Annotated in this window: 21 protein-coding genes and 1 pseudogene; 11 read left to right on the forward strand and 11 right to left on the reverse strand. The window is 73.1% G+C overall.

Annotation, left to right across the window (positions count from 1 at the left end; translation table 11 throughout):
- Nucleotides 1–8: 8 nt before the first annotated feature.
- Nucleotides 9–500 (forward strand): annotated as a pseudogene (locus ACF1A5_RS01880) (peptide-binding protein); the annotation flags it as partial.
- Between the two features lie 33 nt (nt 501–533).
- Here the strand turns inward: ACF1A5_RS01880 and ACF1A5_RS01885 are convergent.
- The 4 genes from ACF1A5_RS01885 to ACF1A5_RS01900 all read right to left on the reverse strand — a co-directional run bounded on the left by ACF1A5_RS01885 (nt 534) and on the right by ACF1A5_RS01900 (nt 2,716).
- Nucleotides 534–1,277, reverse strand: coding sequence for a TetR family transcriptional regulator (locus ACF1A5_RS01885; RefSeq protein WP_392190834.1), 744 nt, complete (start codon nt 1,275–1,277; stop codon nt 534–536).
- A gap of 9 nt (nt 1,278–1,286) precedes the next feature.
- A complete protein-coding gene (locus ACF1A5_RS01890; RefSeq protein WP_392190835.1) occupies nt 1,287–1,790 on the reverse strand; it encodes a thiol-disulfide oxidoreductase DCC family protein in 504 nt (167 codons plus the stop codon).
- Nucleotides 1,787–2,194 (reverse strand): hypothetical protein, encoded by a 408-nt coding sequence (locus tag ACF1A5_RS01895; protein ID WP_392190836.1) that lies wholly within the window; start codon nt 2,192–2,194, stop codon nt 1,787–1,789. Before ACF1A5_RS01895 ends, ACF1A5_RS01890 begins: the two co-directional genes overlap by 4 nt.
- A 111-nt stretch (nt 2,195–2,305) precedes the next feature.
- Nucleotides 2,306–2,716, reverse strand: a complete 411-nt coding sequence (locus ACF1A5_RS01900; RefSeq protein ID WP_392190837.1) for a VOC family protein — start codon at nt 2,714–2,716, stop codon at nt 2,306–2,308.
- A 93-nt stretch (nt 2,717–2,809) separates the two neighbouring features.
- Between ACF1A5_RS01900 and ACF1A5_RS01905 the strand changes: the two genes are divergently transcribed.
- Nucleotides 2,810–3,202, forward strand: a complete 393-nt coding sequence (locus ACF1A5_RS01905) for a hypothetical protein (RefSeq protein ID WP_392190838.1) — start codon at nt 2,810–2,812, stop codon at nt 3,200–3,202.
- Nucleotides 3,202–5,688: a DUF4132 domain-containing protein gene (locus ACF1A5_RS01910; protein WP_392190839.1), complete on the forward strand. Its 2,487-nt coding sequence runs from the start codon at nt 3,202–3,204 to the stop codon at nt 5,686–5,688. The genes ACF1A5_RS01905 and ACF1A5_RS01910 overlap by 1 nt, the downstream gene beginning before the upstream one ends.
- A gap of 96 nt (nt 5,689–5,784) precedes the next feature.
- Here the strand turns inward: ACF1A5_RS01910 and ACF1A5_RS01915 are convergent, their stop codons facing one another.
- The 5 genes from ACF1A5_RS01915 to ACF1A5_RS01935 all read right to left on the reverse strand — a co-directional run bounded on the left by ACF1A5_RS01915 (nt 5,785) and on the right by ACF1A5_RS01935 (nt 9,922).
- Nucleotides 5,785–6,549 (reverse strand): succinate dehydrogenase iron-sulfur subunit, encoded by a 765-nt coding sequence (locus ACF1A5_RS01915; protein WP_392190840.1) that lies wholly within the window; start codon nt 6,547–6,549, stop codon nt 5,785–5,787.
- Nucleotides 6,549–8,303, reverse strand: coding sequence for a succinate dehydrogenase flavoprotein subunit (gene sdhA, locus ACF1A5_RS01920; RefSeq protein ID WP_392190841.1), 1,755 nt, complete (start codon nt 8,301–8,303; stop codon nt 6,549–6,551). Before sdhA ends, ACF1A5_RS01915 begins: the two co-directional genes overlap by 1 nt.
- A gap of 19 nt (nt 8,304–8,322) precedes the next feature.
- Nucleotides 8,323–8,805 (reverse strand): succinate dehydrogenase hydrophobic membrane anchor subunit, encoded by a 483-nt coding sequence (locus ACF1A5_RS01925; protein ID WP_392190842.1) that lies wholly within the window; start codon nt 8,803–8,805, stop codon nt 8,323–8,325.
- A 5-nt stretch (nt 8,806–8,810) separates the two neighbouring features.
- Nucleotides 8,811–9,191: a succinate dehydrogenase, cytochrome b556 subunit gene (gene sdhC / locus ACF1A5_RS01930; protein ID WP_392190843.1), complete on the reverse strand. Its 381-nt coding sequence runs from the start codon at nt 9,189–9,191 to the stop codon at nt 8,811–8,813.
- A gap of 167 nt (nt 9,192–9,358) precedes the next feature.
- A complete protein-coding gene (locus ACF1A5_RS01935) occupies nt 9,359–9,922 on the reverse strand; it encodes a 2-oxo-4-hydroxy-4-carboxy-5-ureidoimidazoline decarboxylase (protein ID WP_392191194.1) in 564 nt (187 codons plus the stop codon).
- A 181-nt stretch (nt 9,923–10,103) separates the two neighbouring features.
- On the opposite strand from ACF1A5_RS01935, the gene ACF1A5_RS01940 reads away from it, so the two are divergent.
- The 4 genes from ACF1A5_RS01940 to ACF1A5_RS01955 all read left to right on the forward strand — a co-directional run bounded on the left by ACF1A5_RS01940 (nt 10,104) and on the right by ACF1A5_RS01955 (nt 14,182).
- The gene (locus ACF1A5_RS01940) at nt 10,104–11,735 is read left to right on the forward strand and encodes a glycoside hydrolase family 20 protein (protein ID WP_392190844.1); all 1,632 of its coding nucleotides are present in this window, start codon (nt 10,104–10,106) and stop codon (nt 11,733–11,735) included.
- 152 nt (nt 11,736–11,887) lie between these two features.
- Entirely contained in the window at nt 11,888–12,796 is a 909-nt protein-coding gene (locus ACF1A5_RS01945; RefSeq protein WP_392190845.1) for a DUF4328 domain-containing protein, read from the forward strand.
- Between the two features lie 200 nt (nt 12,797–12,996).
- On the forward strand, nt 12,997–13,554 hold the full coding sequence (locus ACF1A5_RS01950) for a hypothetical protein (RefSeq protein WP_392190846.1): 558 nt from the start codon (nt 12,997–12,999) through the stop codon (nt 13,552–13,554).
- A gap of 241 nt (nt 13,555–13,795) precedes the next feature.
- The gene (locus ACF1A5_RS01955) at nt 13,796–14,182 is read left to right on the forward strand and encodes a hypothetical protein (protein ID WP_392190847.1); all 387 of its coding nucleotides are present in this window, start codon (nt 13,796–13,798) and stop codon (nt 14,180–14,182) included.
- 102 nt (nt 14,183–14,284) lie between these two features.
- On the opposite strand, the gene ACF1A5_RS01960 is transcribed toward ACF1A5_RS01955, so the two are convergent.
- The gene (locus tag ACF1A5_RS01960; RefSeq protein ID WP_392190848.1) at nt 14,285–16,990 is read right to left on the reverse strand and encodes an FG-GAP-like repeat-containing protein; all 2,706 of its coding nucleotides are present in this window, start codon (nt 16,988–16,990) and stop codon (nt 14,285–14,287) included.
- Between the two features lie 316 nt (nt 16,991–17,306).
- Here ACF1A5_RS01960 and ACF1A5_RS01965 point away from each other — a divergent pair, with 316 nt between their 5' ends.
- From ACF1A5_RS01965 to ACF1A5_RS01980, 4 genes are all read left to right on the forward strand, one after another.
- A complete protein-coding gene (locus tag ACF1A5_RS01965; protein ID WP_392190849.1) occupies nt 17,307–17,924 on the forward strand; it encodes an RNA polymerase sigma factor in 618 nt (205 codons plus the stop codon).
- 60 nt (nt 17,925–17,984) lie between these two features.
- On the forward strand, nt 17,985–18,959 hold the full coding sequence (locus tag ACF1A5_RS01970) for a hypothetical protein (RefSeq protein ID WP_392190850.1): 975 nt from the start codon (nt 17,985–17,987) through the stop codon (nt 18,957–18,959).
- Between the two features lie 422 nt (nt 18,960–19,381).
- Nucleotides 19,382–20,044 carry an RNA polymerase sigma factor gene (locus ACF1A5_RS01975; protein WP_392190851.1) on the forward strand — a complete coding sequence of 221 codons (663 nt, stop codon included), beginning with the start codon at nt 19,382–19,384 and terminating at the stop codon, nt 20,042–20,044.
- On the forward strand, nt 20,044–21,213 hold the full coding sequence (locus tag ACF1A5_RS01980; protein WP_392190852.1) for a hypothetical protein: 1,170 nt from the start codon (nt 20,044–20,046) through the stop codon (nt 21,211–21,213). Before ACF1A5_RS01975 ends, ACF1A5_RS01980 begins: the two co-directional genes overlap by 1 nt.
- 208 nt (nt 21,214–21,421) lie before the next feature.
- On the opposite strand, the gene ACF1A5_RS01985 is transcribed toward ACF1A5_RS01980, so the two are convergent.
- Nucleotides 21,422–22,276: a L,D-transpeptidase family protein gene (locus ACF1A5_RS01985; protein WP_392190853.1), complete on the reverse strand. Its 855-nt coding sequence runs from the start codon at nt 22,274–22,276 to the stop codon at nt 21,422–21,424.
- Nucleotides 22,277–22,323: the final 47 nt, after the last annotated feature.

A 22,323-nucleotide genomic window follows, 5' to 3' on the forward strand; every position in this document is an offset into this window, starting at 1 on the left:
GAGCCGCCTCTTCCCCGGTCGCTGTGACGTGGCCGGGAAGGGGCTGTGCAACAAATGGCGCCGCCGCCGGCGAGGGGGTCGGGCTCAAGCGGCAGCCGGAGGCGAGCGGCCTTTTCAAGGTGGACGTCAAGGGCTACGAGTGGACCGACTTCCAGAAGCGGTGGGCGAGCGGCCGGCTCGACGCGTACGCGGGCGGCTGGGCCGCCGACTACCCGGACCCGGACACCTTCGCTGCCCCGCTCGTCGGCACCGGCAGCACCATGAACACCGGCTACCGCAGCAAGGCCGTCGACAGCCCCGTCCTGGACAACCAGCAGTACGCCGACCGCGGCCGCGTCACCCAGGACTTCCGCAATCTCCGGACGGACGTGGCGGCAGACGTCCCCCTCATCCCGCTGTGGCAGCGCAAGGAGTACGTGGTCAGCAGCGAGGACGTCGGCGGCGGCCAGTACCTGACGGACGGCACGGGCGTGTTCCGGCTGTGGGAGCTCGGCTGGATCCGAGGGCGGGGCAGACGCGGGGTCAGTTCGGCATCACGACCCGCGTCGCTTGACCGCGGCCGGGTCCGGGAGCGCCCTCGTCATGCCCGGCAGGAAGTCCGTGAACAGCTCGTGCACCTCGTGGACCAGGGGCCGCAGCACGCGGAAGCGGGCCAGGACGACGCCGCGCGCGGTGAGGCGGGCACCGCGCTCGGCGAGCCGGTAGCTGCGCTCGCGCCCCTCGGTCCGGTCGAAGATCCAGTACAGGACCAGCCCCATCTGCGCCAGCCACATCAGCTCGGGCAGCACCTCCCGCAGGTCCTCGGGCACCTTGGTCCTCGTCCCCCGCAGCACCTGCCGGTGGACGCTGATGGCCTCCACGCGCGCGTGCTCCGACTCGGGCGAGAAGGGACTGAGCGGGCTGTCCGGGTCGGCGGCGTTCTTGAAGAACTGCACCGCGAACTCGTGGTACGGGGTGGCGACGTCCAGCCAGGCCTTCAGTACGCCGGCGAGCCGCGCCTCCAGGTCGGTCTCCCGGGCCAGGACCTCCCGGACCGCCTCCTGGTGCTCGGCGGCGATCCGGTCGTAGAAGCCCTGGATCAGGTGTTCCTTGCCCGCGAAGTAGTAGTACGCGTTGCCGACGGAGACCCCGGCCTCCTTGGCGATCGCCCGCATCGTGGTCTTGTCGTAGCCGCGCTCCTGGAACAGCCGCATGGCCGTCTCCAGGATGAGCGTGCGGGTCTGCTCGGACTTGCTCGGGGTCGCGCCCTCTGCGGGGCCGTCGTTCTTCGCGGGCACGGACAGAGCCTAGCCAGTGGGACAGGCGCCGCTGTCACAGCCCGGAGGGCTGTACGTCCAACCCGCGCGCGGGTCGTACGCCCAGCCGTCGCCGCGCGGGTACGCGCGCCCGCCCCACTGCGCGCCCCGCCACTTGGCGGCCGCCAGCACCGCGCCCCGGGCCAGCTTCGCGCCCGCCGGGGTGCTCAGCCGGTGGGCGAGCGGCCGGTGTTCGCGCAGGGCCCACAGGACCACGACCCAGGCGGCGGCGCCCCGGTAGACCTGTCCGGCGTCCCCGACGACCGTGACCTCGTCCAGGGTGGCCCGGTGGTCGAGGCCGGGGCAGCGCCGCCGCGCCTCGGCGGAACCGGCCGGCACCAGCTCCAGCGGCACCAACTGGCGCTGCTTGAGCAGCCAGTCGCGGACGAAGGAGCACAGCGAGCACTCGGCGTCGTACAGAACGGTCAGCCCGTGGACCGGGACGCGCGCCGCGTCCCGGTCCCGGCCGGCGGCCTCGGCCGTCACCGCGCTCACGCTCCCGCCGGCGGGGCGGTCCAGCCCTGCGGGCCGACCGGCGGCACCTGCTCGCGCTCCATCATCCCGCGCCGCCGGATGCGGTTGAGCACGTACACGTTGCCCAGGTGCATCACCCCGAGCACCAGCAGTACCACGCCGAGCTTGGTGGACAGGGCCTCGAAGATCCCGCGCGTGTTGTCGATGGTCTCGTCACCGCTCAGGTACAGCGCGACGAAGCCGAGGTTGACGAGGTAGAAGCCCACCACCAGCAGGTGGTTGACGGCCTCGGCGAGCTTCTCGTTCCCGTGCAGCACGTCGGCGAGGAAGACCCGCCCGTTGCGGCTGAGCGTGCGCGCCACCCAGATGGTCAGGGCGATGCTGACGAGCAGATAGATGACGTAGGCGATGACCGTACGGTCCATGTCCCCACCCTTTCTTGAACGCGTTCAAAACGCTGTCGTGAGTGACTGTAGACCTGTTTTTGAACACGTTCAACCGAGCTGTGCGCGAGGGACCCGGGAGTGACCGGAGTCTCAGGGGCGGCGGCCGAGTTCGGGGCGCTTGGTGTAGTCGGTGAGGCCGATGACGTTGCCCCAGGGGTCGGCGAACTCGACGGTCCAGCCGGTGGCGACGGGGGCCGGCGCGTCGAGCAGCTCGACGCCGGCCGCGGTCAGCCCCCGGGCCGCCGCCCGCGCGTCGGCGACCTGCAGCCACACCCGCGGGGAGGGCCACGGCGGCGGCCGGAGCCCGAACTCGCCCTCCGCGCACAGCAGGATGCCCGGCGTCTCGCCCCCGACCTTCAGCTGCGCGATCCCCGCCCCGTCCAGCCGGAACCCCACCGCGAACCCGGCCCGCCCGTAGAACTCCACGGCCCGCCCGAGATCCCCGACCGGCAGCAGCACGTTGTCGAACCCGAGCAGCTCGTACGACTCGTCATCTGACATACCGTCAGCGTAGGGCGGCGCGCTTGCGGAACCGGGGATTGGCCGGCTGGCCCCGACCGGTGATTGTCAGTGGTGCCCCCTACTGTCGTCGGCATGGCAATCGTGACGTTCGTCGACGAGACGACTGCGGGGGACCGGGGTGCGGGCTGGGGGCTCGAGATCGCCGAGGAGCGGCTCACCGTGCGTGAGCTGATCCGGCGTCGGGTGTTCCAGGAGGTCGCCGAGTACAACGCGCGTACGCCGCGGGTTTTCCAGGGGCTGGTGCAGCCGCGGGACGCCGAGCGGGTGCTCAACGGGTACGCGCTGCGCACCCCTCGCCGGATCGACCCCGGGGCGCAGGCCGGCTTGGCGCTCGCGGCCTTCGCGGGCAACGGCTTTCTGGTGCTGGTGGGGGACCGTCAGGTCACCGACCCGGACGAGGAGGTGGAGCTGGCGCCGGGCACCGAGGTGACCTTCCTGAAGCTCGTGCCGCTGGTGGGTGGCTGATGATCACCTCGCCCTCCGCGTACGCCCGCCTGGTCCGCGACGTCCTCGGGCGGATCGCCGACGAGGACGCCGACGGGCTCGTGCCCGACCTGCTCGCGCTCGCCGACATGATCGACGACCACTGGGGGTTCGAGGGCCGCAAGGTCGTGGACGCCGCGCGTGCCGCGGACGCCGCGTTCCGGGCCCGGCTCGTGCACCGGCTGGCGGGCCGGTGCATCGCGCCGGAGTCCGGGACGGCCGAGCGGCGCAGCATCGTACGGTTCCTCGCCACTCTGGAGACCGCGGCAGCCGCCGCGACCGGGCCGGTCGACGGCCGCGCCGCGCTCATCCGCCTGGCCTCCGAGCAGGAGGTGCACCACCAGCCCGCGGAGCTGGTCCGGCTGGCCGCGCTGCAGCTCGCCGAGGGGCGCGAGCTGCCCGGCGCGTTCGTCGCCGTGATCCGCCGCACCCGGCTGACGCTGTGGCACGGGTCGCAGGAGCTGGGTGCCCTGGCCGACCGGCTCACCGACCCCCTGGTGAACCCTGGCGAGGCCTGGGCCGACCAGGCCCTGACGGAGCTGGACGGGCTCGGCGAGGACTGGCGCCGCCTGGTCGCCCACGCCACCACGGCCGGCTCCGCCCGGCCGTCGGCGAAGTGGGAGCGGACCGGTCGGACGCTGCTCGACGCCGTCGGCGCCGACGACGCGGGCGAGCGGCTGCGGCGCTGGCTGCGCCTGGTGGGCAGACCGCGGACCCGCCCGCTGGTGGCGACCCACTACGGCGCGAACCCCGACGAGACCTTCGACCCGTACAACGCCACGGCCCTGCGCGGCCTGGCCTGGCTGCTCTCGCTGGCTCCGCCGCACCCGGACAGCGCCCGCGCGCTCGGCGCCCTCGTGGAGACCTCGCTGAAGAAGGTCGCCGGCCTCGGCCCTCGCAACCCGAAGGTCGCCAACGCCGGCGTGGTCGCGCTCGCCCGCATCCACAGCGAGGCCGCCCTGGCCGAACTGGCCCGCCTGGTCACCCGGGTGACGTACAAGAGCACCGCCAGGCTCCTGGACAAGGCGCTCGACGACCGGGCCGCCGCGCTCGGCCTCACCCGGGAGGAGACCGAGGAACTCGCCGTGCCCGCCTACGGGCTGACGGGTGTAGGCCGCGCGGAGCACCGGCTCGGGGACGCCACCGCGCTGATCGAGGTGCACGGCACCCGCGCCGTCCTCGGCTGGCGCAACGCCGCCGGCAGGCCCGTCAGGAGCGCGCCCGCCGCCGTGCGGCGCGACCACGCCGACGAGGTGAAGGAGCTGAAGGCGGCGGTCAAGGACATCGACAGAATGCTCACCGCGCAGAGCGAGCGCCTGGACCGGCAGTTCCTGGCCCGGCGCACCTGGTCCTACGGCACCTGGCGCGAGCGCTTCCTCGACCACCCGCTCGTCGGCACGCTGGCCCGCCGTCTGCTGTGGACGGTCGACGGCACCACGGTGGGGTACGCCGACGGAGCCCTGCGTACGCTCACCGACGACCCGCTCGGCGGCGGACGTGAGGTCACCCTCTGGCACCCCGTCGGCCACGAACCCGCCGAGATCGTCGCCTGGCGCGACTGGCTGGAGCGGCACGGCATCACCCAGCCGTTCAAGCAGGCCCACCGCGAGGTCTACCTCCTGACGGACGCCGAGCGCGCGACCGGCACCTACTCCAACCGGTTCGCCGCGCACATCCTGCGCCAGCACCAGTTCCACGCGCTGGCCGCGGTCCGCGGCTGGCGCAACCGGCTGCGCCTCATGGTCGACGACGAGGCCCCGCCCGCCGTGCGCGAGCTGCCGCAGTGGGGCCTGCGCGCCGAGTACTGGATCCACGGCGAGGGCGACGGCCACGGCGACGACATCACCGGCTCCGGAAGCTATCTGCGCCTGTGCACCGACCAGGTCCGCTTCTATCCGATCGACGCCCCGGAGAACTCGGCGCACTGCTGCGGCGGCGAGTACCGGATGTGGCTGCGCGACGGAGCCGACCCCGTCGAGCCGCTGCCCCTGCCCGCCGTCCCGCCGCTGGTGCTGTCCGAGGTGCTCCGCGACGTCGACCTCTTCGTCGGTGTCGCGAGCGTGGGCAACGACCCGGCCTGGCAGGACGGCGGCCCCGAGGGCCGCTTCCGGGAGTACTGGACGTCGTACGGCTTCGGTGAGCTGAGCCAGGGTGCCGAGACCCGCCGCGCGCTGCTGGAGCGGCTCATACCCCGGCTGGCCGTCGCCGGCCGCTGCACGGTCGAGGGCCGCTTCCTGCACGTGCGGGGCGACCTGCACACGTACAAGATCCACCTCGGTTCGGGCAACATCCTCAGGACCCCGGACGACCGGTACCTGTGCATCGTCCCGAAGAGCGACCCGGCCCGCCCGCAGGCCGGTTACCTGCCTTACGAGGGCGACCGGACGCTCGCGGTGATCCTCAGCAAGGCGATGATGCTGGCGGACGACACGCACATCACCGATCCGACGATCCTCAGCCAGCTGTAGCCGGGCTCTGCCCCGCGAGGCCGAGAGCCCTGCCGGCACGCCCGAGGGCCCCGTCCCAGGCTGGAACGGGGCCCTCGGTGAGGTACGCGCGAGGCGTCAGAAGCGGCGCGTGATCAGCGCCCGCTTCACCTCGGCGATCGCCTTCGTCACCTCGATGCCGCGGGGGCAGGCGTCGGTGCAGTTGAAGGTGGTGCGGCAGCGCCAGACGCCGTCCTTGTCGTTCAGGATCTCCAGGCGCTGCTCGCCGGCCTCGTCACGCGAGTCGAAGATGAACCGGTGCGCGTTGACGATGGCCGCCGGGCCGAAGTACTGGCCGTCGTTCCAGAACACCGGGCAGGACGAGGTGCAGGCCGCGCAGAGGATGCACTTCGTCGTGTCGTCGAAGCGCTCGCGCTCCTCGGGCGACTGCAGACGCTCGCGGGTCGGCTCGTTGGTGTCCTTGGTGATCAGGAACGGCATCACGTCCCGGTACGCCTGGAAGAACGGCTCCATGTCCACGACCAGGTCCTTCAGGACCGTGAGGCCCTTTATGGCCTCGATCGTGATCGGCTTCTCGGGGTTGATGTCCTTGATCAGCGTCTTGCAGGCCAGTCGGTTCTTGCCGTTGATCCGCATGGCGTCCGAGCCGCAGATGCCGTGCGCGCAGGAGCGGCGGAAGGTCAGCGTGCCGTCCAGGTCCCACTTGATCTTGTGGAGGCCGTCGAGGACGCGCTCCTTCGGGTCGATCTCCAGCTGGAAGTCTTCCCAGGTCGCCTCCGCCGAGACCTCCGGGTTGAACCGGCGGATCCGGAAGGTGACCGTGATGTAGGGGGACGGGGCCTGGGCCTCCGCCTCGGCCTTGTCCAGAACAGGGGTTGCCATCAGTACTTACGCTCCATCGGCTGGTAGCGGGTCTGGACGACCGGCTTGTAGTCGAGACGGACGGTTTCGGAACCGTCGGCGCCGACCTCGCGGTACGCCATGGTGTGCCGCATGAAGTTGACGTCGTCGCGGTTCGGGTAGTCCTCACGGTAGTGACCGCCGCGGGACTCCTTGCGGGCCAGGGCGGAGACCGCCATGACCTCGGCCAGGTCCAGCAGGTTGCCCAGCTCGACGGCCTCCAGCAGGTCCGTGTTGAACCGCTTGCCCTTGTCCTGGATCGCCACGTTCTTGTAGCGCTCCCGGAGCTCGGCGATCTTCTCGACCGCCGTCTTGATCGTCTGCTCGGTGCGGAACACCATGACGTTGGCGTCCATGGTGTCCTGCAGCTCGCGGCGGATGGTGGCCACGCGCTCGGTGCCCGTGGAGGTCCGCAGCCGCTCGATCTGCGCGACGACGACGGACTCGGGGTCCTCCGGCAGCTCCACGAACTCGGCCCTCGCCGCGTACTCGGCGGCCGCGATGCCGGCCCGCTTGCCGAACACGTTGATGTCCAGCAGCGAGTTCGTGCCGAGGCGGTTGGCGCCGTGCACGGAGACGCAGGCGACCTCGCCGGCCGCGTACAGGCCCGGGACGACCGTGGTGTTGTCCGCGAGCACCTCGCCCCGGACGTTGGTCGGGATGCCGCCCATGGCGTAGTGCGCGGTCGGCTGGATCGGGATCGGGTCCGTGTAGGGCTCGATGCCGAGGTACGTCCGCGCGAACTCGGTGATGTCGGGCAGCTTGGCGTCCAGCTGCTCCGGCGGCAGGTGGGTCAGGTCCAGGAAGACGTGGTCGCCCTCGGGACCGCAGCCCCGGCCCTCGCGGATCTCCGTGTAGATCGACCGCGACACCACGTCTCGCGAGGCGAGGTCCTTCATGACCGGCGCGTACTTCTCCATGAAGCGCTCGCCGTCCTTGTTGCGGAGGATGCCGCCCTCACCGCGGGCGCCCTCCGTCAGCAGGATGCCCATGCGCCAGATGCCGGTCGGGTGGAACTGGAAGAACTCCATGTCCTCCAGCGGCAGGCCCCGGCGGTAGACGGCGGCCTGGCCGTCACCGGTCAGGGTGTGCGCGTTGGAGGTCACGCGGAAGAACTTCCCGGTGCCGCCGGAGGCGTAGATCACGGCCTTCGCCTGGAAGATGTGGATCTCGCCGGTGGCCAGCTCGTAGGCCACCACGCCGGCCGAGCGCTTGACGCCGTCGACCTCGGTGATCAGCTGGTCCAGGACGTAGAACTCGTTGAAGAACTCCACGCCCTCCTTGACGCAGTTCTGGTACAGCGTCTGGAGGATCATGTGGCCGGTGCGGTCCGCCGCGTAGCAGGAGCGGCGGACCGGGGCCTCGCCGTGGTTGCGGCTGTGACCGCCGAAGCGGCGCTGGTCGATGGTGCCGTTCGGGGTGCGGTTGAACGGCAGGCCCATCTTCTCCAGGTCGAGGACGGAGTCGATGGCCTCCTTCGCCAGGATCTCGGCGGCGTCCTGGTCGACCAGGTAGTCACCGCCCTTGACCGTGTCGAAGGTGTGCCACTCCCAGTTGTCCTCCTCCACGTTGGCCAGCGCGGCGGCCATGCCGCCCTGCGCGGCGCCCGTGTGGGAGCGGGTGGGGTAGAGCTTGGTCAGGACCGCGGTGCGGCTGCGCTTCGTCGACTCGATGGCCGCGCGCATGCCCGCGCCGCCGGCGCCGACGATGACGGTGTCGTACTTGTGGATCTTCATGATTCTCGCAGCCCCGTGCCTAGCGGATGTTCGGGTCGAAGGTGAAGATCACCAGCGTGCCCAGCAGGATGGTGAACACCGTGGCGGTGTACAGCAGTGCCTTCAGCCACAGCCGGGTGTTCGCGCGCTCCGCGTAGTCGTTGATGACCGTGCGCAGGCCGTTGGCTCCGTGCAGCATCGCGAGCCACAGCATGGCGAGGTCCCAGACCTGCCAGAACGGGGAGGCCCAGCGGCCGGCCACGAAGGCGAAGCCGATCTTGGAGACACCGCCGTCCAGGACGAGCTGGATCAGCAGGTGGCCGAGGACGAGGACGACCAGCACCACGCCGGACAGGCGCATGAACAGCCAGCCGTACAGCTCGAAGTTGCCCCGGGTGGACTTCGGGGTCTTCCTGGTGCGCTGCCGGGGGGCCTCGATGTAGGGGGCGGGGTTGTCGACGTTGTATCCGGTGCCGTCCTCGACGGGGCCGATGCCGGAAGCGGTGGTTTCGGTGGTGGACATGCGCGTCAGCTCCCGAAGAGTTCACGGGCGGCGTGGCCGAGGACGGGGTAGATCGCCCCGAGCATCAGCACCGCCCAGACGGCGACGACGGACCAGAGCATCTGCTTCTGGTAGCGCGGGCCCTTGGCCCAGAAGTCGACGGCGATGACGCGCAGGCCGTTGAGCGCGTGGAAGAGGATGGCGGCGACGAGGCCGTACTCCAGCACGGCGACAATCGGCGTCTTGTACGTGGCTACGACCTTGTCGTAGTCCTCGGGGGAGACACGCACGAGAGCGGTGTCCAGCACGTGAACGAACAGGAAGAAGAAGATGAGGACGCCGGTGACTCGGTGAGCCACCCAGGACCACATTCCTTCCCGGCCGCGGTACAGCGTTCCAGCCGGCACGGAAGAACCCTCCGGGAGCGGGGACTAGGGCCGCGCCGGCTTCACTGTCGGTCGGGCCCGGCCGGGTACGGTCCACCGGCCCCCAGCATCCTAACGACCGGCGTCTCCGGCGCTCACGGGGGGCCTGGTCATGTGATCAAACTGGCACTCAAAGGGGCACGGACGGGCTACAGCCGGCTGCCCGGACGAGCGGTCCGCCGCGCCTGCCGGGGCCGGGCCGGAGACGTCCGGGCACGCGGCCCGCTCTCCCCCAGGGCGGCTCTGACCAGGCGTTCCCTGGCCAGACGCCGCAGTTCCTCCGCCGTCGCGACCCGCTCCTCCTCCGGATCGTTCGCCAGGCGTGACCGGACGGCCGCCAGCAGCCGGTCCAGGGCCTCGTCGGCGGGGACGCCGTCGAGACAGATGACGAACAGGTGCCCGAATCTGCTCTCGTAGGCCGCGTGCGCCGCGCTCAGCGCCAGGTGGGCGGCCGAGTAGAGGTGCTCGGGCAGCGCCGGCAGCGACTCGCCCGCCAGGGCCTCGGCCAGGTCCTCGGGTCCCAGGTCGTACGCCGCCTCGTCCGCCGCCGCCAACAGGGCGCCCAGGTCCGGGTAGGGCCGGTGGTCGGCGACCCGGCGTGCCCAGCGCGCGCTGTGCAGGCAGCTCAGGAGGGTGCGGTGCGCCTCGTCGGCGGAGGCGGCGTTGAAGTGCTCCAGGTTCTGCGCGGGCAGCGTGAGTCCTCGGCGGTGGATGCGGCGGCGCCCGCTGTGGACGCCGCGTGCGTGTCGGCAGGGGATGGTGTGAGAGACGTGTCGCTCACGTTATCGGGACTGGTCGTCGACTGTCCGAGCGATGTCCGAAATTCACTCGGACGGGAGAGTTGGAGAATGGCGCCTGGACGCCGCCCGCGAGCGGAGGGCTTAGGTTGGCGATGTGAGTCAGCACAGGCGCCGCGCGCCGGTGAGCAAGGTGCGGCAGAAGCGGGCACTGGCCCTCGGCGCGTTCGCCGCCACGGTCGGACTGGGCGTCGGCCTCGGTCTGTGGGCCTTCGGAGACGACGGCGGCTCCTCGGGCTCCGCCGGGCGCCCGCCCTCCGCCCGCTCCGCCGCCTCCCCCTCACCGAGCCCCTCGCGCTCCTACCCCCTGTCCCGGCCGCCGCGCACCATTCCGGCCGTGCGGTCCCACACCCCGGCCCGCGGCCCCGGCTGGCGCCCCGCCAAGGGCGAGCGCGTCGTGGTGAGCGACGCGGGCCTGGCCGACGAGGGCCGCCTGCTGGCGGGCGAGCTGGGCCTGACCTACGCGGGCGAGCGGAAGGACGCGCGCGCCGGGGACGTACGGCTGGCGCTGGGCGGCGGGCGGGGCGGCAGCCCGGAGTCGTACACGATGACCGTGGCCGGTGGGCGCGTCACCATCAGCGGGCCGGCGGAGGCGGGCGTCTTCTACGGCACCCGCACGCTGAAGCAGGAGGTGCGCGGCGCGGACGCGGCACCGGAGGGCGTCGTGCGCGACACGCCCGCCAAGCCGCGGCGCGGGTTCATGCTGGACATCGCCCGCAAGCCGTACACGGCGGGCTGGATCGAGGACCGCGTACGCGAGCTGGGCGACCTGAAGTACAACGAGCTCGGTCTGCACTTCTCCGACGACCAGGGCTTCCGCATCCAGTCCGACACGCACCCGGAGATCGTCTCCAAGGACCACCTCACCAAGGCCCAGGTGAAGCGGATCGTCGATCTCGCCGCGAGCCGGCACATCACCGTCGTGCCGGAGATCGACTCGCCCGGCCACCTCGGCGCCGTGCTGGCCGCCCACCCCGATCTCCAGCTGCGCAACGCGCAGGGCGCGCCGACCAGCGGCGCCATCGACATCTCCAAGGAGCAGTCCGCCAAGATCGTCGACGACCTCCTCGGCGAGTACGCCGGCCTGTTCCCCGGCGGCTTCTGGCACCTCGGCGGCGACGAGTACCAGGCGCTGACCGTGCGCAGTCCCGAGGCCTCCTACCCCCAGCTGGCCGCCGCCGCCCGCAAGGCCTACGGCTCCGGCGGCACCGTCGCCGACCTCACCACGGGCTGGCTCAACGCCCGCGCCGAGACCGTCCGGGGTCACGCCCGTGTCCCGCGCGCCTGGAACGACGGCTTCTTCCGGGGCACCTCGGTGCAGCCCGCCAAGGACATCGAGGTCGCCTACTGGACCGGCAAGGAGATCGGCGCCCGTCCGCCGTACGACTACCTGAGCGCCGGCCGCAAGGTGATCAACTACAACGACGAGTTCCTCTACTACGTCCTCGGCCAGCCGCAGACCTTCGTCTATCCCACCGGACAGCGGATCTACGAGCGGTGGACCCCGCGCGTGCTGCGTGGCACCGAGGCGGTGCCCGCCCGCTACGACGCGCAGATCCTCGGCGGCTCCTTCGCGGTGTGGTCCGACCGGGCCTACGCCCAGACCGAGAACCAGGTGGCCGCCGGCATCCGCATGCCGCTGCGCGCGACCGCGCAGAAGCTGTGGGACCCGGGGAAGCCGGCGCTGTCCTGGGCGGCCTTCAAGTCGCTGGCCGCACGACTGGGCTGAGACACAACTGGGCTGAGACACGGGGCCGGGACGCAACCGGGCTGACGCCGAATGGGGTGGACGCGCACGCGGCGTGAACCGTATGTTCCGGGTGCCGCGCGCGCCGGGGAGGGCCGCGCGGACTCCAGGACGGACATCTCGGGGGACCCATCATGATCTGCGCGCGCTGTCAGCACTTCGCGGCGGCACCCGGCGGCACCCTGTGCAGCCGGTGCGCCGCCGCACCCGCCCAGGACGCCGCACCCGCCCAGGACGCCGCACCCGCCCAGGACGCCGCGCCGGTCCAGGGCACGGGGGCGTATCCGGGAGGAGCGCCGTACCCGGGAGGTCCCGGGACGGCGGGGGCGTTCGGCGCCGCGGGTGCCGTCGGCGCTCCCGGGGCCTTCCACGCGCCGGTGGCGCCGGGTGCCTGGCTGCGCCCGCCGGGCGTGCTCGGCCGCACCGCCGCCGTGGTCCTCGGGCTCGTCGCCGCCACCGACGTGTTCGCGGTCTGGGTGGACCTGACGCTGTACGACGTCGCCGACGACCTCGCCTCCGGCACGTACGGCGCGGGCCTCTCGGGCCGGGCAGACCACGCGGACCGGCTCAACGCGGCCGCGGGCGTCGTCCAGACGGTCGCGCTGCTCGTCAGCGTGGTCGTGTTCCTGTGCTGGTTCCACCGGGTGCGGGTCAACGCGGAGGTGTTCAACCCCTTCGGCCACAGCAAGAAGCGCGGCTGGGCGATCGGGGCGTGGTTCACCCCGGTGGTGAACCTGTGGTTCCCGCGCCGGATCACGCTGGACATCTGGGACGCCAGCGCCCCGGCGGACCGGCCGCGCTCGCACCGCCTGGTCGACGCCTGGTGGGCAATGTGGATCGTCTCCCTGCTGGCCGACCGGGCCGCGTTCACCGCCTACCGCCGGGCCGACACGGGCAGCGAACTGTGCGACGCCGCCCAGCAGATGGTGTTCGCCGACGCGGTGGAGATCGTGGCCGCCGTACTCGCCGTGCTCGTCGTGCTGCGGCTGACCCGGATGCAGGACGAGAAGGCGCTGCGCGGTCCGGTGCCGGCCGCCGCCTGAGCGTCCGCCCCGGCCCGCCCGGCCCGTTCCACCGGCCGCCCACGGCCCTCTCCAGCCCGTCACCTCCGATGGCCGAAAACATTTCTTCCGCCATTCCCCTCGACTGTCCGTGGTGCCCGTGTGACACTACGGGCCGGTCGCACGCAGTAAGGGAAAGTGCGGGCTCCGTTAAGGTCGGCGCCCTGGCGAGGGAGGCGTGGATGAGCCTGGTGGAACTGATCGCGCAGGCCGACGAGCGCGGACTGGCCGCCAGCGGGCTGGCTTGTTTGGATCGGTGCATGCCGCTGCTCGGTGGTGACGACGAGGTGCTGCGGCCGCTGTGGGCGAGCCTCGTGGACGGGGGCGGCGACTGGGGCGAGCGGCTGGCGCAGGCCCGCGGCTCGCTGGACGGGGCCGACCCGGAGGCGGACGCCGAGGACGAGGCGGCGCTGCTGGCCCGCCGGATGCTCGCCGCCGCGCCGGACGCCCGGTCCGCCGCCGAGGTGCGGGTGTGGGCCGACGCCTGCTCCGTCGCCTCCCTGCAGATCCACCGGCTCCTCGACCCCGCCGAGGACGAGGCTCCGGTCGACTCCCGCCGCGAGGGCCGCACGGACGGCATGTCCCCCCTGGTCGCCGCCGAACTGCGCCGCCAGATCGCCGTCCTGGAACTGGTCGCCGACCACGGCCCGGCCGGCCTCCGCCAGGCCCTGGACGTCTCGACCGAGGGCCGTCGCGTCCTGCGCGCGGTGGTGTCGCGCCGGGCCCGCGGACGGGTCTGAGGACCGGACTCCGCGGGTCACCGCGCGGGGCTCCGGACGTCCCGGGCGGGCTCGTGCCCCCGCCGCGTGCGCCCATGCGGCCGCCGGGCGGCCGGCGATGCCTCAAACCCCGGCCCTGCGAGAGTCCTGTGACTGTCCTGCGGGCGCCGTGGGTCGGTCCTGCGCCGGTTGCGGGAAACCGCCGGATCGGCGTGACGCGACGCGCGCCGACCTCGCTCTTCCCTATGTGACAGCGCTAGATGTGACGACTCAGCAGACCAGGCCGCCGGCCGCCGCCAAGCCGGTGCGGTGGGCGGCGGACACCGTGACGGCGATGCGCGAGGGCGCCCGGCTGCGCCTGGACTACTCGGCGCAGAGCCTGTGGCGCGTGGACCGGGTGATCGAGGAGATACGGCGGGAGGGCGCCCCGTACGCGGCCGTGGAGAGCATGCTGCGCGGCTTCGGCGCCTACGCCGGTGAGGTGATCGTCCGCCAGGCCGGGGGCGAGTGGTGGGGAGCCGGCGGCGACCACTGGGTCCGCACCCCGGACGGGCGGCTGTGGGACCCGATCGACGAGGCCCGGCGCTGTTTCGCGGGCGACGGCTCCCTGCGGCTGCTGTGCCGCGACGCGAGCACGGCCGGCTCCTGACCACGGGCGGCGCGGCGGACGCGGACCGGGCCCCGCCCCCGCGGTCAGGCGCGGGGACGGGGCCCGGTCCGGTGGACGGCCCCGGGCGGGGCCGGTAGATCCCTACGGGGTCAGCGTCTGGCCGAGGCGGGCGCCCGCCGGGGTGCCGAGGGCGGACCGGCCGAGAATGGCGGTCTGCGTGTAGCCGAGGCCGCTGCTGTTGCTGGGCAGGTACATCAGGATGCCGTTGCCGCTGTCCTCGCCCTCCACACCGAAGGTGAGGTCGGCGCGGCCGTACCCGGACAGGTCCGTCAGGGACACGCTCGACCCGAGGTGGTCGCCGGACTCGGTGGAGCCGGGGACGCCGGAGGTGTCCTGCGAGACGCCGATCGATCCGGAGCCGGTGAGGCCCGTGGAGGTGCCCTTGAGCAGGACCGCGTCACCGGCGTCGACCTCGTTGACGCCACTGCGGGTCAGGTTCTCGCCGGGCGCGCCCACCAGGGCGTCCGGGTAGCCGTCGCCGTTGTAGTCGCCGACCGACACCGAGGTGCCGAAGGCGTCGCCGGACTCGTTGCCGCCGGGTACGTAGGCGGTGTCCTGCTGGATGACGGTCATACCGGTCGTGGTGAAGCCGGTCGAGGTGCCCTGGAGCATGGTGACCTGGCCGCCGGACGCGCCGCCGGACTCGGAGGCGTAGGGCTGGCCGATGACGATGTCGTCGTAGCCGTTGCCGTTGATGTCGCCCGCCGCGACGGAGCGGCCGCCCTTGACGGAGAGGACACCGGCCTTGGTCAGGCCGGTGGCCGAGCCCGCGAAGCGGACGATCCGGCCGATGCCGCCCGCGTCGCGGTAGTTGAGGGCGACGTCGGCGTAGCCGTCCCGGTTGAAGTCGCCGGTCGCGGCGTCGAGGTAGGCGACCGCGCCGGTGGCGGTGGTGAGCGTGCCGGAGGTGGTGGCGCCGCCGGTCAGGCGGACGTTCCAGTTGCCGCCCTGGCCGGTGCCGGCCGAGAACAGGTCGGCCTTGCCGTCGCCGTCGAAGTCCCCGACCGCGACCGTCGAACCGAGTCTCGCGCCGGTCGCCGTGACACCCGACGTGGTGTACGAGAAGCCGGTGTTCAGCGCCGGGCCGTACAGGACCGTGACCGCGCCGCGGTCGGCGTGCCCGCTCGTGTCGTCCTCGCCGGGGGCACCGATCGCGAGGTCCGCGTAGCCGTCGCCGTTCACGTCGCCCCAGGCGGTGGCGGCGCCGAAGTCGTCACCGCTCTCGGAGGAGCCGGGAACGCCCGGGCTGCTCTGGGTGAGGGTCGTCCTCGAGGCCGTGACCGGGCCGTCGAGCCCACCGGGGACCACCGTCAGCGAGTTGGCCTTCGGAGTGCCCGCGACCAGGTCGGCGACGCCGTCCCGGTTGTAGTCGGAGGTGGGCAGGGCGTGCGAGATGCCGGGCGTCTTGGCGAGCGCGGCGATGAAGGACAGCTTGGGATAGAGATTGTCGCCGGGGCAGGCGGTCGCGTTGGTGTCGCGGTGGCCGAAGACGCGGGGCAGCGTGATCGACTCGCCCTTGGCGACCTTGTTGCCGTCGACGCCGGCGTCGCTGCCGGACACCAGGGTGACCTTGCCGGTCGGGTCGACGCCGTACATGCCGAACTTCCACGCCACGACGCGCGCGATGGCGTCGAGGGCGGCGCGGGAGGGCTTGGCGCTCATGTAGTTGCCGATGTACGAGATGCCGACCGTGTTGGTGTTGAACCCGATGTCGTGGGCGCCGACCACCGGCAGGTCCATGCCGCCGCTGCGGCCCTCGAAGATCTGGCCGCAGCGGTCGACGACGAAGTTGTAGCCGATGTCGTAGTAGCCGCGGGAGAAGTGCTCCTGCTGGATGGTGCGCATCCGGGCGCGGGACTCTCCGCAGGAGAGCGTGTTGTCGCTGTCGACACCGGTGTGGTGGACGACTGCGGCCTTGATCTCGGTGCCGTAGCTGGGCGTGCCGTCGTAGTTCGTCGACGCGCCCCACTCGGCCTGCGTGATGACCGGCGGCTTGACGACGGTGGACGGGACCGGCTCGGGAACCGTGCTGGACGGCGACGGCGAGGCGCTCGGCGACCCGCCGGCGGAGTCCGTGGCCGTGGGCGAGCCGGCCGGCGTGGAGTCCGTCGGCGCCGGGTCGGTGGGCGAGGGGGAGTCGCTCGCGACGGGCGAGTCGGTGGGCACCGCCGAGTCCGTCGGCGCGGAGGAGTCGGTCGGTGACGGCGAGTCCGTCGTGGCCACGGTGTACGCGGCGGGCTCGGAACCCCGCTTCGGGTCCGTGCCGGGGTCGAGCAGCCGCACGTCCATGCCGGCCGGCTGGCCGGCCGCCTCGGTGCCGTCGGCGTTCACGACGCGTACCTGGACGCCGTCGGAGTCGCCGGTCCACACCGAGGCGGTACCGCCGCGCACGGCGCTTCCGGCCCGGGCGCGCTCGGCGCCGTCGGCCTGGTAGGGGTCGTCCGGCAGCTTCTGCCAGCCCGACCACTTGTGGGTCTCGAGGTCACGGGTGCGGACCTCGGGCGTCCCCCTGGCCTTGTCGCTCTCGTCGTCCCAGGTCAGCAGCAGTGCGCTGAACCGGTCGGTGTCCTGCTGCCCCAGGCCCTTGCGGCCCGCCCCCCGGTCCTGGAGCTTCAGCGTGTGCACCGACGGCTTGCGGGCCGCGCCCTTGCCGTCGCCCTGCGCGCCGGGATCGGCGATCGCATACGTGACGGCTCCTGCTCCGCCCAGTACGACGGCACCGAGCGTCAGCCACGCTCTTCGCTTGAGACTCAGCGGTTTGTACGCATGGGTCCTGCGAGGACTCAACTGTCCCACCCCTAGAAGTTCAACACGATGACAACACCTGTCACACAGGCGGTACTTGTACAGCGCACAGGACTCGCCGAACGTCACCGGGCGGCCGGCGCCGGCGCCGGGGCCGGAGCCGGGGCCCGCGGCCGGTGTCGTGCCCGGTCTGCGCCCGGAGGGGGAGGGGTGTGCGCGGCCCTCTGGGCCAGGGGCTGTGACACTTCCGTCGGGCCCGGCGCTGAAGATCGTGGAGGACACGGACACGGCTGGACCGTGCCCGCGGTGGGGTACGCGCCACGCGGTGGCTACGCACTCGGCACGAACGAGGACAGTCTTGGGCCAGGGAGGGGAACCCCGTCGCCGCCAGGCGCACGACGGGGAACTGGGCGCGGCCGTCGCACGGGCCCAGGACGGTGACGAGGCAGCTTTCGCGGTCGCCTACCGGATCGTGCAGCCGGGTCTGCTCGGCTATCTGCGCGGACTGGTCGGTGACGACGCCGAGGACGTGGCGTCCGACGCCTGGCTGGAGATAGCCCGGGACCTCGGCCGCTTCAAGGGCGACGGGGCCGGTTTCCGCGGCTGGACGGCGACCATCGCCCGGCACCGGGCGCTGGACCACCTGAGGCGCCGGAGCGTACGGCCCCGGGCGGCGGCTCTCGAGGCGGAACTCCTCGACCTGCCCGCTCCGTCCAACACCCACGACCAGGTCCTGGAGTCGCTCTCCACCGCGCGGGCCCTCGACCTGGTCCGGGCCCTCCCGAGGGACCAGGCGGAGGCCGTGCTGCTGCGCGTCGTCGTCGGTCTCGACGGCCCTGCCGCCGCCCGCGTGCTGGGCAAGCGGCCGGGAGCGGTGCGGACGGCCGCGTACCGGGGGCTGAGGCGGCTCGCGGACCGGCTGGGTGCGACAGGTGTGACGAAGGACGACTCCCGGACGCTGGGGGAGTCGGAGTGAACTACAACCGCGGCCGGGAACGACAGGACGGCCGACGGGCGGACAGGGACGGGTACGGACATGGGTGAACGGCGAAGCGACGGCAGTGCTCACGGCCGTCGGCGCGGGCACCCGGGCAGCGCCGTGTCCGGGGCCGGGCACAGTACGCGGGACCTCATATCGGAGGCGCAGCAAGCCCGGGTGGAGGCGCTGCTGGCCGCGGTGCTGCGCGGAAGCGTCCTGGACGCGGAGGCCGAGCAGCGGGCCGTGGTGGCGTTCCGGGCCGCCCGGGACACCGGCGCGCACGGCGCGCGGTCCCGGCGCCGGGACGACTGGCGGGCGCCCGAGCCCCGGCGCAAGCGGCGCTCGGTGAAGGTCACCGCGGGTCTGGCCCTGGCCGGCCTCACCCTCGGCGGAGTCGCGGTCGCGGCCATCGGCTCCGCCCGGTCGTCGGACGGCGGACCCGGGGACGGGCCCTCCACCCGCCCGTCGTCCGGCGTCTCGGCCGGGACCTCCGCCGCGTCGTCCGCGGGCGGTCCGGGTACGCCGGGCGCCTCCGCCACGACGGACCGCCCGGCCACCGCCCGGGACACCGAGGCGCACTGCCGGGCGTACGAGAGGGTCGAGGGCCGCGGCAAGGCGCTGGACGCGACCACCTGGCGGCGGCTCGTCAAGGCCGCGGGCGGTGAGGACGAGGTCGCCGGCTACTGCGCCGATCAGCTGGCGCGGGCCGCGGCCCGCGACGCGGAGAGCGGCACCGGCGGCACGGGGAACCCCGGCGGCTCCGGCAATCCCAGGACCTCCGTGACCGCCGGGAACACCGGCACCGACAGGCCTGAGACCGGGACGGCGGCGAACGGAGGCGGGTCGGCGACGGGCGGCTCGAGCGGCGACGGCACCAGCGCGGCCACGGGCGGCACCGGCGCGGCCGCGGGTGGCGGCGGCACGGGTGACAGTACGGGTGGTGGCACGGCCACGGGTGGTGGCACCTCCACCGGCGGCGATGCCTCCACCGGCGGGGACGGCTCCGGCGGGACCGGCGGAAAGAGTCGCTGATCACGCGCCGTCCGGCGCACGCTCCCGGCCCCCGCGCGGGACGGTGGAAAATTACCGAAAAGTTCATGTCCGGCGCGCGACAGCGCCCGCTCGTCCGCTCATGGCGCGTCACTTTCCGGCCGGGGCGAACGCTTTCGTGCCCTGCCGGGGCCGCCATGGCAACGGCCGGGGCCGCCACCCCCCACAGGAGAGGCCCCGGCCGTCGCGCGGCACGGGCCGCGCGGCGGCCCGTATTCTCTACAGCGCCGGGAGTGCGTTTTCTGTCACACCTCACCCCACCTCAGTTAGTTGCACGTTGTACGGTCATGGACGGCGAGCTGTTTCACGCCGTAACGTGCCTTTCGCTCCGGGCGCGAAAGATGCATGATCACAGCCATCGACGGTCTCGGGGCCGGCCGCAACGATCGACTGAGGAACCACGGGTGCTGGGGGACGACGCGGAGCTGACCGCTGCGGTGCTTGCGGCACAGGACGGGGACGAGACCGCGTTCCGGACTGTGTACCGCGCTGTGCAACCGCGGCTGCTCGGATACGTACGGACGCTGGTCGGCGACCCGGACGCGGAGGACGTGGCGTCCGAGGCCTGGCTGCAGATCGCCCGGGACCTCGGGCGGTTCAGCGGCGACGCCGACCGCTTCCGCGGCTGGGCCGCCCGGATCGCCCGCAACCGTGCGCTGGACCACATACGGATGCGCGGCCGCCGCCCGGCGATCGGCGGCGACGAGACGGAACTGACGGGCAAGCCCGCCGAGTCCGACACCGCGGGCGAGGCCATGGAGGCCCTGGCCACCGACAGCACCCTCTCGCTCATCGCCAAGCTCCCGCAGGACCAGGCCGAGGCCGTCGTCCTGCGGGTCGTCGTGGGCCTCGACGCCAAGACCGCCGCGGAGACGCTCGGCAAGCGGCCCGGAGCCGTACGCACCGCCGCGCACCGCGGTCTGAAGCGGCTCGCGGAGCTGCTCGGCGCCGATCCGGAATCGGCGGGCGTCCTGGACGCGCTGCCCCCTCCGCGAGAACCGCAGGGCCGTGCGGTGACGTCCGCCGGTGTGACGCAGACGCGCGCCCGGACGCAGAAGGACATGTGATGGCCGACGAGCAGTACAGGTGGCTTGACCGCGCTACGGCGGAGCGTTTGCTGCGCGGAGAGCCACTGGACACCGTCGACGCCGCCGCCCGTGAGCAGGCAGAACGCCTCGCCAAGGCCCTGAACGCCCTCTCCGTGGAGCCCTCCGGGGCGGAACCGGAACTTCCCGGCGAGGCCGCCGCGTTGGCCGCCTTCCGCAAGGCGCACGCCGAACGGGCGGACGCCCAGGCCGCCTTCGCGCCGTCCGTCTCACCGTCCCGGACCCGGTCCGCCGACGCGGGCGTCGTCCACATCGGCTCCCGCGACGGCCGCACCCGGCGCGCCCGCCGGAGCCGTTCCGTACGCCTCGCGCTGTCCGCGGTGCTGGCCGCCGGGGCGGTCGGCGGGGTCGCCGCCGCCGCCACGACCGGCGTGCTGCCCACCCCGTTCGTCGATGACGAGCCCGGCCCGGCCGCCTCGGTCTCGGCCCCGGCGACCCCCGGCCGCCCGCTGGACCCGCCCTCGCCGGGCGGCGGCCCCCGCTCCCCGGAGCCCGGCGGACCCACCGCGGGGACGCCGGACGGTGGCCGGGACACCAGTGGCGACGGCAGTCCCGGCCGGAACGGCGCCACCGGCTCCGACGGCAGCATGGGCCGCGGCCGGAGCAGGCTGGTGTCCGCCTGCCGCGACCTGCGCGACGGCCGGGGCCTGGGCGCCGACCGCAGGCGCGCCCTGGAGGGAGCGGCGGGCGGTTCCTCGCGCGTGTGGACGTACTGCGAGGGCGTCCTCAAGGCCGCCGACACCCGCTCCGAGGGCAAGGGCGGCACCGGCAACGGCACCGGCAACGGCAACGGCACCGGGAACGGCACGGACACCGGCCCCGGGAACGGGAACGGCAACGGGAACGGCAACGGGAACGGGAACGGCAAGGGGAACGGGAACGGGAACGGCGAGGGGAACGGGAACGGCAAGGGGAACGGGAACAGCACCGGGAACGGTAACGGCCAGGGCCAGAACGGCGGCGGCGAGGAGGGTGGCCAGGGCGCCCACGGTGGCGGCCACCACCCCGACGGCGGGAAGAAGCCCCTGTCCCCGGCCCCCGAACCCGCCCCGGCGTGGACGCCGGCGCCCCGCACCACCCCCGCCACAACCTCGCCCACGTCGAACGGCGCGCCGACGCACTCATCCTGACCTGCGGTTTTCCACCCCAGAAAAATTTTTCTCCGCAGGGTGTGACGTTTTCGGGGCCCGTAGCGCAGTAATGAGTGAGCCGACTGGTCATCGGCCGTCGCACAGAGCCGGGGTTCCCCCCGTACCTACGGCTCGTGCAAATGGCGCGGGCGGGACACGTTCCCCCGGTCCCGCCCGCGCCCCGAATCCCTCTCCGGCGGATCGTGCCTCACCAGGACACGACGACCTTGTCGCCGACCCTCACCCGCGCGAACAGCCGCGCGATCGCCGCCTCGTCCCGTACGTTCACGCAGCCGTGCGAACCGCCGGCGTAGCCGCGGGCCGCGAAGTCGTACGAGTAGTGCACCGCCTGGCCGCCGCTGAAGAACATCGCGTACGGCATGGGGGAGTGGTAGAGCGTGGACACGTGGTGACGGGACTTCCAGTAGACGTGGAAGACGCCCTCCCGGGTGGGCGTGTACTGCGCGCCGAAGCGCACCGCCATCACCGAGACGGTCCGTCCGCCGATCATCCAGCGCAGCGTCCGGCTGGTCTTGTCGATGCACAGCACCCGGCCGGTCAGGCAGCGCGGGTCCGGCGCGGCGGCCGGCTGCCCGCCCATCAGGTACAGCTCCCACCGGCCCGGCTCGTGCGTCATGGCCAGCAGCCGCCGCCAGGTGACGGTGTCCGTCCGCCCCGTGCGCGGCAGCCCGCGCTTGCCCTGGAAGCCCGCGACGGCCCGCTGGGTCAGGTCGTCGTACGTCCCGGTCGGGCCGTCGAACAGCCAGGCGATCTGGCGCAGCCGGGCCTGGAGCTCGCGGACGCCCCGCCCGGAGTCGCCGCGGGACCACAGGACGGGCGCGGCGGCCCGGCCCGTGGCGGGGTCCGGGCCGGGGTCCGGTGTGGCGCGCGGGCCTCCGCCGGCCGGGGCGTGGGCCGTGGGGGACCGGGTGGCCGGAATCTCGATGTGCACCGGCGAGCGGTGCTTGCCGTCCGGGCCCGTCCCCGCGCCCTGCACCGTGCACCCGTACAGCGCGGCCGTCGCCGCGACGGCCGCCGCGACGGCGCGGCCTCTTCCGCTCATGCCCCCGATACGCATACCGCCCCCTGCGCCCCCTGCCGTCTCACGGC

It is taken from the genome of Streptomyces sp. NPDC014864 (genome assembly GCF_043081525.1).
Lineage (GTDB): Bacteria > Actinomycetota > Actinomycetes > Streptomycetales > Streptomycetaceae > Streptomyces.